The sequence below is a fragment of the Aliivibrio finisterrensis genome, from assembly GCF_008933155.1.
Taxonomy (GTDB): Bacteria; Pseudomonadota; Gammaproteobacteria; order Enterobacterales; family Vibrionaceae; genus Aliivibrio; species Aliivibrio finisterrensis.
This window is the reverse complement of record NZ_WBVP01000006.1, coordinates 149,208-164,445: the sequence shown is the minus strand read 5'-3', so window position 1 is coordinate 164,445 and position 15,238 is coordinate 149,208. Positions and strand designations below refer to the sequence as shown.

Sequence of the window (15,238 nt, the reverse complement as noted above, 5' to 3'; positions counted from 1 at the left end):
AGTAATCCTGCCTGTTTCAGATAATTGCGCATCCTCCTCTTTGGGGGGCGGAGACTAAAATCAAGAAAGGCGTAGTAATAACAAGCATAATTTAGCGTGATATAACTCAAACTTTGTAGGCTGACAGACTAGTTTGACGTGATAACTGACACAGTTTTGCGGTATTAAATACAAAATGATAACAAGATCACAATTTAGAACATTTCAAAAATTACATCATACAACGCAATAGAACCAATTGATTTACAGAACAAATGGTAACTAAAAACAAACATAGATCACACTAATGGGGCGTAGATGATACATTTTTTTCTAATATTATGGATAATCTTCTCAGTATTTTTAAGAAGAACAATAATTATGTTAATACCATCAAAATTGCATTTCCCAAGACGTTTGCATAACGCCATCATAAGACAACGTGTTCTCGATATCCTCGCTGATGCGATGCATTATAGACTCGTTTTATTTCGCTCTCCCGCAGGCTACGGGAAAACAACCATGGCAGCACAATGGTTATCCGACAAAGAAGCAACAGGTTGGTACAGTTTAGATGAGGCGGATAATGATGAATTTAAATTTGCCAAATACTTCATTCAAGCCATCAGCAATGCGACTCAATTAGAGCTCCCCCATTCCAAAGCGTTGACTGAAAAACGTCAATTTGCTTCGCTATCGAGTTTATTCTCTCAAGTATTCACTGAGCTTATTCCTTTTCAAGATGAAGCCTACTTCGTTCTCGACGACTATCATTTAATCACCAATGAAGCGATTCATCTTGGGTTAAAGTTCTTCCTTAAACATTTACCTGATAATCTCACTTTGGTTATTACTAGCCGTTCTCAGCCACCACTAAATACCGCTAATTTACGAGTTCGAGATCTGCTTATTGAGATTGATAACCAAAGCTTGGCTTTTGATCAATCTGAGACTTCTCTTTTCTTTAATCAACGTCTTAATAGTGATATTGACCAAGAATCAATTACCAATGTTCGTAAACACGTTGAAGGGTGGCCATCTGCCTTGCAATTGATTGCACTCCACAGCATTCAACACAATCAGCCGTTAAGTAACTCAGCGCAGGTCATGGCTCAGCTTAATCATACTCATTTATGGGATTATCTTGCTGAAGAAGTGTTTGACCATTTAGATAAAGAAACTCAAGCATTCTTAATGCGTTGTGCCGTCTTTGAACGTTTCAGCACCCAACTGCTGCCAGAAGTCACTAGCCGTAATGACTCTCAATTGCTTATTGAAAACTTAAATCGCTTTGGGCTTTTTATTAACAGTGATGGTGATAATGGTGATTGGTATAAATTCCATAACCTCTTTGCCGAGTTTTTAACTCACCAACGACAAAGTCATCTTTCTCATGAAGAAACCGATTTACAACAAAAAGCAGCCCAAGCTTGGTTAAAACAAGAGAACATTTATCAAGCCCTTCGTCATGCAAAAATCGCTAAAGATGACCGATTAATTGCTAATATCCTCACGCAATATGGCTGGCATTTGTTTAATAATGGCGAGCTTGTGTTACTTGAATCAACCATTAAACAACTCGATCCAGAAGTCTTGTTTGCATCACCCAGACTTGTGATCATTCGTGCATGGTTAGCACAAAGTCAGCACAACTATTTACAAGTGGACGATCTTCTTTCTGAAGGCCAAAAAGAAATGTCTGCACGCAACATTACGTTAGACAGACACATGCAAGGCGAAATCGATGCTTTACGCGCACAAGTAGCCATCAATAAAAATGACCCTGAAGCCGCTCTCGCCTTTGCTGAAAAAGCACTTGAAGAGCTTGAGACCAATAAATACCGCAGCCGAATTGTTGCAACATCGGTGATTGGAGAATACCACCACGTTTCTGGTAACCTTGCACAAGCGCTGGCTTTAATGCAGCAAACTGAAAAAATGGCCATGACTTATGGTATTTATCACCAAGCACTCTGGGCGATTCTACAACAGAGTGAAATCTTAATGGCTCAAGGCTTTATGCAGGCAGCCTTTGATTTACAAGATAATGGTTTCAAACTGATTAAAGACCAAGATTTAGGCCAGTTACCTTTGCATGAGTTTTTACTTCGTTCGCGCGCTCAGATTTATTGGTTCTGGTTCCGTTTTGACGAGGCAGAGCAATGCACCTGGAAAGGCTTAGACGTTCTTTCACCCTTTGATGAGACCAAACACCTACGTGGTTACTCAATGCTTGCTCGTTTAGCGGTAGCTCGTGGTGAACTAGACAAAGCCGAGCGCTATCTTGAGAAGAGCCAACAGCTATTAAGCCAAGCTGATTACCATATCGATTGGAAAGCGAACGCGTCTTCTGCTCAGCTTTTCTATTGGCAAGCAAAAGGCAATATCGATGCTATCAGTTACTGGCTAACTCACACAGAAAAGCCAGAGACCCGTTGTAACCACTTTACTCAACTGCAATGGCGTAACATAGCAAGAGCCCAGTACCACTTAGGTGAGGTAGATGCCGCGATTATCACATTGCAAGAGTCTCAGACCATTGCACAACAACATAAATTGATTACTGATATTAACCGTAATGCCGTAATGGAATCCGTTTTACTTTATGAAAATAAGCAAATTAATGAGTCAATCGAAGCGATGCATCTTGCGATAAAGCAATCCAATCAAACAGGTATTATTGGTAGCTTTTTAATGGCGGGTAAAGACATTTTAAAACCCTTAGCCAAATTGCTACAAAAAGGAAATATCACCGAACTTGAAAAGCATCGAATTGAGCAATTACAAAAAGCATTATCTAATAATGAACGCTCTCGCTCTGCACATTTTGATGAAACCTTTATTGAAAAAGTGATTAATAATCCAGAGGTTCCCGAGTTGATCAGAACAAGCCCTCTTACTCATCGTGAATGGCAAGTGCTTGGATTAATTTATTCTGGTTTCAGTAATGAGCAAATTGCCGCAGAGTTTGATGTTGCCCCTACTACAATAAAAACCCATATTCGAAATTTATACCAAAAGTTAAATTTAGCGAATAGAAAGGCAGCAATTGCTATGGCTGATGAGCTAGTTAGTATGATGAAGTAATCACATACTAGCTATTATCTCGTTAGTAATATTGGGATAATTAATTTTACGACATTTTTTATACAAAAACTTATGTATAATCACGTACCTTCGTGCATTATGCATAAGTTTTTTTTCATTTATATAGAGCTAAAATGAACTATTTAACGACATTCTTTAAAGGTATGGCAATGGGCGCAGCTGATGTTGTTCCTGGAGTATCTGGTGGTACGATTGCCTTTATTACTGGTATTTATGACACGCTTTTAGAAAGCATCCGTCGTATTAATCCTTCTATTTTAGGGTTATGGAAACGTGAAGGCTTTAAAGCGGCATTTGCACACATTAATGGTTTTTTCCTCATTTCTCTTTTTGGTGGTATTTTAACGAGCATTTTAACACTCGCAAAATTCATCACATGGATGCTGCATACGCACCCGATTCCTCTGTGGTCATTCTTCTTTGGCTTGATCATCATCTCCATTATTCATATCGCTAAGCAAATTGAGAAATGGTCATTAGATCGTTTTGTTATGTTATTGGCAGGAGCCGCGTTTGCTTATAGCATTACGGTACTAAACCCAATGACAATGACACCATCAACCTTTACTTATATTCTTGCTGGTTCGATTGCCATTTGTGCCATGATTTTACCTGGCATTTCAGGCAGCTTTATTCTTCTGCTTATTGGTATGTACAGCCCTGTTCTTGGTGCCGTAAAGTCTCTTGATTTGGTCACTATGGGACTATTTGCTTCAGGTTGTGTCATTGGCCTATTAAGCTTTTCTCATGTTTTATCTTTCTTACTAAGAAAATTCCGTGATATTACCTTAATCTTTTTAACGGGGTTAATGGTAGGTACGCTAGGTAAAATTTGGCCTTGGAAAGAAGTGATTGAATGGCGCGTGAACTCAAAAGGTGAAAAAACCCCTTTAATTGAACACAACCTATCTCCATTTGACTATGAGCAAGTAACACAGCAACCTGCGCTTATTGGCTTTGCTGTTGTTGGTGTGATTCTAGGTATAGGTTTGGTGGTTGGTTTAGAAATGTACGCAAAGAAAAACGACAAGTAATACGTATTTTTTGAACAAGCTATAGAAACAAAAATGGCGGTGAAAGCAAGGTTATACACCTTATCTTCACCGCCATTTTTATGGTAAAAAATCAATCTCACTTAATACCATAAGATTGAATAAAAATAGACGTTACCGTATCGACCTTACTTTTCACCGCATCACCTGTCGGTTCAGTGTCCAAATTCATGACCTGCGGCCAAAAGAACAGCCCTTGAAACAAACTCACATACACATCTGTCATCAATTTTGAATCGACATTCTTTAATCGCCCAGCCTCAATTGCCGCATTGAACCACTGCGTTATTGCGCGAATACTATAGATATTTTTTATTAAGTTTTTTGCCATTTCTGGTTGGCGTAAAAACTCCATCACTATGGTGCGAGCAAGGGAAATACCATAGGTTTGATAAAGTATTTCTATCTCTTTATAAGCAATATCATTCAATTGCTCTTCGGTACTTTTCTCTTCATCAAATTGATAAGAAACGTTTTCGTTTACTGAGTCATTAATAATGGTTAATACCGATTCAAATAACACTTCTTTACTTTCAAAATGACGATAGAGGGTACGTTTAGACACTTCAGCCGAGGCGGTAATTCTATCCATATTGGCAGCAAGAAAACCGTGTTCAATAAATTCTTCTTTTGCCGCATTGATAATATCAAGGTGCTTTTGCTGTGATCGTGTCAGTTTTTTCATAGTCCCTCCATCACTAAATTTAGACCATTCTACCCATTCAAAATAAATATGTACACTCAAGAGTTTACTTTTAAAAAATTTAACCATAAAATAAACTCACGAGTTTACTTTGGTAATTAAAAAATGATTTGCTCGACTATTTTATGTTCAACCAACCACTCTTTTCATGAGGAATGAGTCAATGAGCTCACGTATTTCGACTGTTATGTTAATGAAGAAAACCGTACTGGCTGTCAGCCTTGCGATTGGCACACTAATGATCTCTGGGTGTGACTCAACCGACGCACAATTAGAAACAACAAAAGTCGACACGATTCGCCCTGCACTTATTGAAGTGATTAGCCCAAGTATAAATGCGCAATTACGCTTTAACGGTGTTGTACGCTCAGCCGAACGTGCTGATTTAGCTTTTAGAATGAATGGACGTGTTATTAACGTGCTGGTTGAAGAAGGCCAACAGGTAACCAAAGGACAATTACTGGCGCAATTAGATCCTCGTGATGCGAAAACGGCACTAGAGTCAGCACGTGTTGAATATAAAAATAGCCAAGCAGAATACAACCGTGGCAAAGCGATTTATGAAAAAAGCCAAGCCATTGCAAAAAGTGATTTAGACACACTAAGCACTCGCTATAACCTAGCTAAAAATCGACTAGAAGAAGCAAAACGTCAATTAGAGTACACCCAATTGACCGCTCCTTTTGATGGTATTGTTGGTCGTAAGATGATCGATAATCATGTGCAAATACAAGCAAATAGCCCAGTATTGACCATTCATGATCTTGATAACTTAGAGGTACTTATCAATATTCCAGACAGTGTCATGTTAGGCGAATTAAAAGGCTCTGAAGCGATTGCTCAAATCAGTGCTGTTCCTAATGTGCGCTTTCCTCTTGTATTAAGTACCTATGGCACCCAAGCAGACCCAATAACGCAAACCTACCCAGTAGTACTAACGTTTAAAGAGTTAAGCGGCTTTAATGTATTACCAGGCATGACAGTAAAAGTGACTCCTGTGTATCCAAAAGACTCAGCAGAAGAGAACACTCTCATTACCGTGCCTTTAACTGCTATCGTACCAGATAACAAAGGCGGTCAATTTGTGTGGGTGGTTGATGCTCAAAATCAAGTACAGCAACGCACGGTTAATACCGGTGAATTACTGGCAAACCGAGTGGTTATTACTCAAGGCTTGCAAATGAATGAACGCATTATCATTGCCGGTGTCACTAGCATTAAAACCGACATGATCGTAAAACCCTATTCTGAACAATCAGCAATGAGTGACGGGGAATAGAAATGGACATTGCACGTTATACCATTACTAAACGTACCTCAGTGTGGGTGCTTATCACTCTGATCTTATTTGGTGGTTACTTAAGCTATTTAAAACTAGGGCGTTTTGAAGATCCTGAATTTGTCATTCGCCAAGCAGTAATCAATACTCCTTATTCTGGCGCAACCGCTCAGGAAGTATCTGACGAAGTAACCGACATTATTGAAGGTGCCGTTCAATCACTTCAAGAAGTAAAAGAAGTGAAATCTGTCTCTAAACAAGGCATGTCTGAAGTGACGGTTGAAATCAAACTTGAATTTGCTCAAAGCCAAGCCGCTTTACAACAAGTGTGGGATAAACTGCGTCGTAAAATTGGGGATGCACAACGCCAATTACCACCAGGAGCAAGCGCATCGATTGTTAATGATGACTTTTCTGATGTGTACTCGCTGTTCTTTGCCGTAACAGGCGAAGGCTTTAGTGACAAACAACTGCAAGATTATGTCGATGATTTGCGCCGTGAACTTGTTCTTGTCCCTGGCGTTGCAAAAACAGCAACACTAGGCGAGCGCCAAGAAACCATTTTCGTTGAAATGTCGAGCGAGCGCATGGCGCAATTTGGCGTGTCTGCAGAGAAAGTGTATCAGGTACTACAAAAGCAAAACATCGTAACGGTTGCCGGAAGCATTGAAACGGATGCAATGCGTATTCCTGTGATCCCAAACTCAGGGATTAACTCAATTGATGACTTAAATAACCTGCAAGTAAGCCTTGGGAATAACCATACTGTCCTTCGTTTAGGTGACATTGCAACGGTTACTCGTGGCTACCAAGAGCCGACGTCTATGCTAGTTCGTTACAATGGTGAGTGCGCCGTAGGTTTTGGTATTTCAAACGTATCAGGCGGTAACGTGGTTGATATGGGCGATGCCGTAAAAGCGCGTATTGCAGAGCTAGAAGGTCAACGTCCATTAGGGATAGAGCTGAATGTCATTTCTATGCAATCGGATTCGGTTCGTGCGTCGGTAACTAACTTTATTGATAACCTCATTGCCGCTGTTGTGATTGTATTTGTCGTCTTATTACTGTTTATGGGATTACGCTCAGGCATCATCATTGGCTTTGTTTTGCTACTGACGGTTGCAGGTACATTATGCATCATGTTAATCCAAGACATCGCAATGCAAAGGATCTCTTTGGGTGCATTGATCATCGCATTGGGTATGCTGGTAGATAATGCGATTGTGGTCACTGACGGTATTTTAGTGCGTTTACAAACCACTCCAAATGACAGCCGTGATGAGATCGTTTCAGATGTGGTTAATGCAACTAAATGGCCTCTTCTGGGCGGTACGGTTGTAGGTATTTGTGCTTTCAGCGCTATCGGTCTTTCTCCATCAGACATGGGCGAATACGCAGGATCTCTATTTTGGGTGATTTTATACTCGATGCTATTAAGTTGGGTATTTGCGATTACAATCACGCCAATGCTATGCCACGATTTTCTAACCGTGAAAGCAATAGATAACCAAGCACCACCAAGCCGTATTAGTCAACAATACCGTCAATTATTAACGTGGGTATTAGCACATCGTGGTATCAGCCTAGGTCTTTTATTGGTTGTTTTGTTTACTTCTATTTATGGTGTTCGTTATATTCCACCGGGCTTTATGCCAGAGTCTCAACGTGCTCAGTTTGTGGTTGATGTTTATTTACCGCAAGGGTCAGACATTAAGCGTACAGAGCAAACTATTGCGGCCATAGAGCAAGATGTAAAACAAAAAGAAGGCATCACTAATATCACTAGTTTTGTGGGCGGTGGCGGTTTACGCTTCATGCTAACCTACTCACCAGAAGCGCGTAACCCAAGTTATGGTCAGCTACTGATTGATATTGATGACTATCAAAACATTGCTCCACTGTTGGTTGAACTTCAAACTGAGTTGGATGCAAAATACACCAATGCGTCGATTAAAGTATGGAAATTCATGCTAGGCCGCGGCGGCGGTAAGAAAATTGAAGCCGGATTTAAAGGCCCAGACAGCCATGTGTTGCGTCAATTAGCAGAGCAAGCAAAAGCGATCATGCTTAATGACCCACAATTGATTGCAGTACAAGACGATTGGCGTCAACAAGTGCCAGTGCTACGCCCTCAATTTTCAGAAGAAAAAGCACAACAATTTGGATTAACAACACAAGAGATAAATAAAGCCATCGCTCAAACATTATCAGGGCGAAACGTTGGTGTTTATCGTGAAGGTAATGACTTAATTCCGATTGTGGCTCGATCACCAGAAACAGAGCGTAACCATCAACGTGCGATAGAAAATACAGAGGTCTTTAGCCCAACAACCGGCAGTTTTATCTCAGTAAGCCAGCTTATTGAATCATCAAACTTAGTTTGGGAAGATGCCATTCTGCGCCGTATTGATCGAATGCCGACCATTTTAGTACAAGCTGACCCAGCACCGGGCGTACTGACTGCGGATGCCTTTAAACAGGTAAGAGAGAAAATTGAAGCTATCGAACTTCCATCTGGATATCAGTTAATTTGGTATGGGGAATATAAAGCCTCTAAAGACGCGAATGAAGGCTTGGTAATATCAGCACCTTATGGGTTTGCAGCGATGATTTTATCTGTGATCTTCATGTTCAACGCATTACGTCAGCCATTGGTTATTTGGTTAACGGCACCTTTAGCCATTATCGGTGTATCGGTTGGGTTAATCGTATTCCAAACGCCATTTGAGTTTATGGCAATACTGGGCTTTTTAAGTCTTATCGGCATGATGGTGAAAAATGCGATAGTACTAGTAGACCAAGCGGATGTGGAAGTAGCAAATGGTAAGCACCCTTATAATGCGATTATTGATGCGTCATTAAGCCGTGCAAGACCAGTATTACTCGGAGCACTAACAACCATACTTGGTGTTGCTCCCTTGCTTATCGATCCGTTCTTTAAAAGCATGGCGGTGACCATTATGTTTGGTTTGTTGTTCGCAACCATACTGACATTAGTGGTTATCCCGCTCTTTTATGCAATGTTCTTTAAGATCAAGATAAGCAACTAGAGTGTTAATGACTAAATAACAGACATATCGAGTAGGATGAGGTGTTGCCGCCTCATCCCTTTCAAAGAACCATTCTCACAGACCTTGTAATGATCTGTTTTTTTGGGAGACTTTCTAAGCCACTTTTTCTTCGTAGATGTCGCATCCAAATCCCTAGCAGAAATACTGGGGATTTTTGTATCTGAAATCTAAGTGATTCCAATATCAAATGAGATAATGATTTCCTGTAAGTAAGCGATCAACAATAGCGGAGGAAAAAGTCTTGAGAACAAGACGAAATTTTATGATAAGTAGTTATTCCACAATCAATAATTTTAACGACGTTATCGAGTATTTTAACCAGCTAAGATGATCTGTTATTTGCTACGATTAGTATTAGCAATCATTGCAGCATCATGGCCACTTAACGCTTGGTAAGGGCGTAAATCAAACAACGGCATAATGGAATAAATATGATCGAAGATGTCGGCTTGTACCCCTTCGTAAAATACCCAATCCGTCTTATTGGTAAACGCATAAATTTGCAATGGTAGCCCTTCTGAGGTTGGCTGAAGTTGGCGCACCATGAATAGCATATAGGAATGGATATCTTTATTAGTACGTAAGTAAGCGGCTAAATAAGCACGAAAAATGCCGACATTAGTCATTTGTCGAATGTTACCTAAATGAGGAATATCATCCAACTCTTCATTAAATGCAGTTATGTCTTTTGATTTCTCAAATAAGTACTCACGTAAAATTCGAATACCTTTAAGCGATTCAATTTCATCATCAGTCATAAAACGAATTGAATTTACATCAATATTCACTGAACGCATGATGCGTCTACCACCCGAATCTGACATACCCTGCCAGTTAATAAAGGCGTTTTGAACCAGCGCATAAGCTGGGATCATACTGACGGTATTATCAAAGTTTCGTACTTTTACCGTCGTTAATGAAATTTCTTCAACTGAACCGTTCGCTTTAAACGAATCCATTTCAATCCAGTCATTTAACGTAATCATTCGGTTTGCTGAAAGCTGAATTCCGGCCACAAAACCTAAAATGGTATCTTTAAATACCAACATCACAAAACCGGTAGCAACTCCTAATCCACTCAAGAAAATAATCGGTGATTCATTGGCAAGGATAGACATAAATACTACAAGGCCAATAAAAAAAGTAAACAACTTAATCAGTTGAACAAAGCTCTTAACTGGCATCCGGCGAGTAATGCCTTTGAAAGTAGCAACGTCATTAAACGCATCAAGTAAGGCAAAAACCAACCTTATAAAACTGACAAGAATAGAGATACTGAGCACTTTATCTGCTATGGCTGATAGTAATGTGTAATGCCCAAGTGCTAATGGAATCAAAAGTTCCAATACCATCACAGGGACAAGAAGTGTTAATTTTTCAAGTACGTTATATTTAGCAAACCCACCAGATAAGGGTTCATTTGTGCGTTGCAGTACATTTCTAATAGTGCGAACAATAATATGATGAGTAACTAGATAACCAATAATAGCAATGCCGATAACCACTGATACAAATACGATAGTAAGTTCAACCCCATAAGGATCAATATTGACCCCTAAAGTGCTTAATTTATCTGAAATATAGTTTCGAACATGATGCTCTAACACGCGGCCACCCTTAATCCCTAGTATATTAAATATATTAATAATCATAGACTTTTAGCTTTTTTCTACAAGCATTATTTTTAGTATAGGTTCTATAACTGTACAAAATACCTGACAACGCTATCCCCTCTAAAAAGCGGTTTTTTCTTATGCTAAAAGTCCAAAACATGCACAAGTTCACAAAATCCGAGAACTTTGTTTACTTTCCAGTTAAACCTTCTATAAAGAACTACAATCAAAGTATCTCTTACATTTAACTCAGAGGTCAAAATGGAAAATCAAACACCAGGTCAGGCTTTAATTTCAAAAAGTTGGAAATATTTTATTACTGTTGGCGTAATCGCTTCAGCTGCAGGATTGGGAGCTACTAGCCTACCTGTGATAGCTGGTGTGACGATTTCGACGATCATCGGTACACTATTGTTAATCACAGGGTTAGTTCAGGTTTACCATACTTTTCATATTCACTCCTGGAAAGAAAAATTATGGTATGTATTAAGTGCCTTACTTTATATTATTGGTGCTTTATTTATTCTACTTAAGCCACTAGAAGGGCTTATGACCATTACTACTATCATGGTTGTGGTTATGATCTTTAATGGTCTAACACGCATGATTTTTGGGTTTACTAATAAAAACCTTCCAGGCAATAGCATGGTTATTTTAAGTGGATTACTTTCTGTCATTATCGGTGGGTACTTCTTTAGCCTGTTAGATAACCCAGAATTGTCGCTATCCTTATTAGGCACTTTTGTTGGTATATCGCTGCTAATAGAAGGTATCAGCTTTGTTTTTCTTGGTCTACGAATGAAAAAAATGATTAATAATTAATAATTTCCGACCAGTTAGACCATTCTGGATAAGTAGTTTTTCAGATAATTGCGTAGGAAAAATAGATTAGAGCAAGGCATAGTAACTAGTGGATCTAATTACACAATTTATAACGCAGATATAATCGTTTTTAACAAGCAAGAATGACCAAATACTTAGGCAGGTTGGTATCATAGACAGTAGTTTAAAAAATGCCGCTTACCTTTAGATAAGTGGCATTTTCAATGATTATCTTTTAACTAAATAATTTAATTAAAATTATAATTTATTCCATGCGTCTTGCCAGAATACGCTCACTGCAGGCTCATAGCTTGGGTTTGAACACCAACCAGAATTAGGCCACGGCTTACATTGGTATAATTGCTCATCTTTACCCATTACGATGTCGCCTTCTTTATAGCTTGTTCCAACTTGATATAGTGGGCGATCACCTGATGGTGGTGTTGGTTCTGGATCTGGTGTCACAGGCTTATCAACTGAACAACCGCTGTCTGAGACTTTCTTCCAAACGCCCCATTCACCTGTTGTGCCAGGTTCTTCACCTTTTGTCCACCAACCCGCTTGCCATACTGCGCCATTATGTGCAACAAGATCACCAGCAACATACGTTCCGTTCATTGTCCATGCATCTTCACAGTTTTCCACTTCGGCAACTACCGTAATATTACGGGTAGCAGTCACTATTTGACTCGCACTATCAATAACGCGGTAAGTCAGTGTGTAGATACCAGTAGTATTAACGTCTACGCTTCCTGATACTAGGATTTTAGATGAAATATCACCATCTTCTGCATCGCTTGCTGACACACCAGACATTGGATCAAACTCTGTACCTGCATCAATCGTTAGATCATTAACGCCCGTAAATACTGGTTTTTCACTGTGTACATCAATCTGACGAGTGACAACTGATTCACTGCCGGCATTATCATACGCTTTATAAGTTAAGGTATAACGACCCGCCGTATTGGTATCAACAACACCATCAACGGTGATCGATGATGTCACATCACCATCATAGTCATCGGTCGCTTTTACACCTGCTAATGGATCAAACTCGGCACCTTGAGCAAGAACCACATTATCTGCACCGATAATCTCAGGCGCAAAACCTGCTTCAGTAGTAATAATGCTTACTTTTAGCGGTGCTTTTGGCGCTGCCAGTTCAATGCTATCTAATGTTTCATCATTACACACGACATTCGCTTGATATGGTTTCAGAGCAGTCTCAACGTTAACGTGGAAACGGTTCATCTTATCTGTTGTTAAACGACGGTTATGTAGATTATACGTTTTCACTCCCGCTTCTTGTGTCATCACTTCTAACTGACAAGAAGAAGGGCTGAAGTTATCTTCATACACAGAACCATACGCACCGTGCAGTGCAGGGTAAATGTAGCTTGGTAATGTATTTTCAGGATCGTAGTAACCCACAAGTGTTGTTACCGCTACGCCTTGTTTTGATGGTGTTAGTTCGACCTTCTTATTTAGAACATCGTTTTCAATCTCAACCCATTCACCATTGGTGTATTGGTAGGCAAACTTACTGCCCGTTGGTAATGAAATCGTTGTACCATTTAGGTGTAAATAAGCGGTCCATCCTGCCCACGATTCAACAACCGCGATCTTACCTTCAAAGGCAACATCGTTAGTCAGATGAATATCTCTTGCCCAGTACCCATTGCCCATATTGAAGTGGATTAGGTTATACGTTGCATAAAGCTCTTGAAGCTTAGTACCTTCTGCTCCAAACTCATGCAATGAATCAGTATCAGAGATCGTCGTTAACAGGCGACCAAGATCATCATTCACGCTATACGTCCATGGTGCCATGCTTTGTGTTTCATGATCCCATTTGCTGTAGCCAGTCGGTGAATTTAGATCAAAGTTCGCTTTTGATTCCATCGCATCTTGGAACACACTTGATTCATAAGGTGCTAAAAGCGTGTATGCATTTTGCGAAGGATATAATGGCCAACCACCAGACATGGTGCCTTTACCAAACATGTGACCAGCAAATGGTTCTGCACACCCACCTTCAGCACACATGCTTTGATTGTTCGCTTCACGTGTGAAGTTCGGAATGAATAAATTCTTATTTACATCCCATCCCCATGCAGAGTTACGCTCTGTTGAACGATTATGCACGGCACCGTTAAAACCGCCTGGGTAGTGAGCGCCAACGCCAAATTCATGACCCACTTCATGGCTAAATTCGTTACCTGTTGAGTTAGCAACGGATGCTACACCGACATATGAACCTAACATACCATGATTAATTAAACCGCCAGAGTACTTGCCCACAGACATATTTACCGTCACTTGAACGGCATGATATGGATTATCAATATTCCAAGCGGTAGCACTACGTACATTAGATGAGTGAACACCATAGTTTGCACTGTTAATGCCCGCAGACACTAACTCACGAGCGACACGATAATGTGAATCACTGCCGTAACCATCTGCTTTACTTGGATCGTAATCTTGCAATAAACGGCCATCTGGTAACATAATTTCAGGAAAGTGAATTGACTCATACGGGTTTACCGTCAATTTACTTACTTGAATATTTTGGAAATATTGACGCTGTAATTCACGCTCTTTTGCGAATGAAAACGCATTGCGAGGCTCAGTTAATAGACCGATATCAACAGCATTGATAATAAAGTTAGTATTTGCACCAAGTTTAATATCCGTTAATAAGCCTTCTTGCCCTTCATTGGTCGAGAAGGTTAAGTTTAAGCCCGGCTGCATAACTTCAGCAGGAAGTGCTACTGTGTACGCTTTCTCGCTATAAGCAACCTTTTGGATGTCCATGTCACCTTTACCATACCATTTACCATCGACATTATGGTATGTCAGCTCATTACCCGAGCTTAATGTATCAGTGCCTGATGCATAAGTAATAAATGAGTTATAACCAGCATATGAACTAAAAGTTATACGTTTATCATCAAACGCTTCCCCTTCAGGAAGAATAAAATTCTTCGCCCAACTACCATCAGCTGTTTCTACATGAATGGTATCGTGCTCTGCAAGCAACTTTCTAAATTCCGTTTCACCGTGTACTTCAGCAATGCTTGCTAACGGGCCATTACCCATTACTTTATGATCAAAGTGCTCTGGTTTTACCGCATCAATCTCAAACTCAAGTTGGCTGGCAATTTTCGGTTGCTCAGCAGGCAGTTGCATTACGCTTTGATATACGATGTCACCTTGCGCATTTTTTGCAATAAGCGTAATTGATTCATTCAGATCAACTTCATTCGCTAACGGTTCAAAAATAACCAATGTTTTACGCAGTGATACTAAATGAGGATGGCGATCATCTGGAATTTTATTGGTTGTTGGCAACGTTAAACTTTGTGCCAAACTAACGCTACCAAGTAAACTTCCTTGAATGTCTGAGCCTAGGTTTTTTTGGCTAAAGTAAACTTTATCGGTAGGTTGTTGTGCTGCTACAGCAAATCCACTGGCTAAAATGGCAGGGATTAAGCAAGCAAGATATGTTTTTTTCATACAATCCAAACAGTTAAAATAAATTTATACGGAATATATTTCACTTTAAATTAATTAGTTATTCGTATAATTTAAAATTTGAACTAACG

8 protein-coding genes are annotated in these 15,238 nt (G+C 39.7%); 5 read left to right on the top strand and 3 right to left on the bottom strand.

Features of this window, described 5'->3' with window-relative positions:
• The first annotated feature begins 360 nt into the window (after nt 1–360).
• Together malT and F8B77_RS07805 are read left to right on the top strand one after the other, a co-directional pair.
• A complete protein-coding gene (malT, locus tag F8B77_RS07810) occupies nt 361–3,066 on the top strand; it encodes an HTH-type transcriptional regulator MalT (protein WP_151654892.1) in 2,706 nt (901 codons plus the stop codon).
• Between the two features lie 134 nt (nt 3,067–3,200).
• Nucleotides 3,201–4,121 (top strand): polyprenyl-phosphate transporter, encoded by a 921-nt coding sequence (locus F8B77_RS07805; RefSeq protein ID WP_151654891.1) that lies wholly within the window; start codon nt 3,201–3,203, stop codon nt 4,119–4,121.
• Nucleotides 4,122–4,218: 97 nt separating this feature from the next.
• Here F8B77_RS07805 and F8B77_RS07800 read toward each other — a convergent pair whose 3' ends face one another.
• Nucleotides 4,219–4,824 (bottom strand): TetR/AcrR family transcriptional regulator, encoded by a 606-nt coding sequence (locus F8B77_RS07800; protein WP_130086310.1) that lies wholly within the window; start codon nt 4,822–4,824, stop codon nt 4,219–4,221.
• Between the two features lie 181 nt (nt 4,825–5,005).
• Here F8B77_RS07800 and F8B77_RS07795 point away from each other — a divergent pair, with 181 nt between their 5' ends.
• Entirely contained in the window at nt 5,006–6,121 is a 1,116-nt protein-coding gene (locus F8B77_RS07795; protein ID WP_151654890.1) for an efflux RND transporter periplasmic adaptor subunit, read from the top strand.
• Nucleotides 6,122–6,123: 2 nt separating this feature from the next.
• Entirely contained in the window at nt 6,124–9,171 is a 3,048-nt protein-coding gene (locus tag F8B77_RS07790) for an efflux RND transporter permease subunit (RefSeq protein ID WP_151654889.1), read from the top strand.
• A 356-nt stretch (nt 9,172–9,527) separates the two neighbouring features.
• On the opposite strand, the gene F8B77_RS07785 is transcribed toward F8B77_RS07790, so the two are convergent.
• Nucleotides 9,528–10,799, bottom strand: a complete 1,272-nt coding sequence (locus tag F8B77_RS07785; protein WP_151654888.1) for a mechanosensitive ion channel family protein — start codon at nt 10,797–10,799, stop codon at nt 9,528–9,530.
• A gap of 267 nt (nt 10,800–11,066) precedes the next feature.
• On the opposite strand from F8B77_RS07785, the gene F8B77_RS07780 reads away from it, so the two are divergent.
• Complete coding sequence (locus tag F8B77_RS07780) at nt 11,067–11,627, top strand: HdeD family acid-resistance protein (RefSeq protein ID WP_151654887.1); 561 nt, start codon at nt 11,067–11,069, stop codon at nt 11,625–11,627.
• A 258-nt stretch (nt 11,628–11,885) separates the two neighbouring features.
• Here the strand turns inward: F8B77_RS07780 and F8B77_RS07775 are convergent, their stop codons facing one another.
• Nucleotides 11,886–15,149 (bottom strand): M66 family metalloprotease, encoded by a 3,264-nt coding sequence (locus F8B77_RS07775; RefSeq protein ID WP_151654886.1) that lies wholly within the window; start codon nt 15,147–15,149, stop codon nt 11,886–11,888.
• Nucleotides 15,150–15,238 lie beyond the last annotated feature (89 nt).

Coding starts and splice junctions, on each gene's coding strand:
- malT (WP_151654892.1), top strand. CDS start 361: ATGTTAATACCATCAAAATTGCATTTCCCAAGACGTTTGCATAACGCC.
- F8B77_RS07805 (WP_151654891.1), top strand. CDS start 3,201: ATGAACTATTTAACGACATTCTTTAAAGGTATGGCAATGGGCGCAGCT.
- F8B77_RS07800 (WP_130086310.1), bottom strand. CDS start 4,824: ATGAAAAAACTGACACGATCACAGCAAAAGCACCTTGATATTATCAAT.
- F8B77_RS07795 (WP_151654890.1), top strand. CDS start 5,006: ATGAGCTCACGTATTTCGACTGTTATGTTAATGAAGAAAACCGTACTG.
- F8B77_RS07790 (WP_151654889.1), top strand. CDS start 6,124: ATGGACATTGCACGTTATACCATTACTAAACGTACCTCAGTGTGGGTG.
- F8B77_RS07780 (WP_151654887.1), top strand. CDS start 11,067: ATGGAAAATCAAACACCAGGTCAGGCTTTAATTTCAAAAAGTTGGAAA.
- F8B77_RS07775 (WP_151654886.1), bottom strand. CDS start 15,149: ATGAAAAAAACATATCTTGCTTGCTTAATCCCTGCCATTTTAGCCAGT.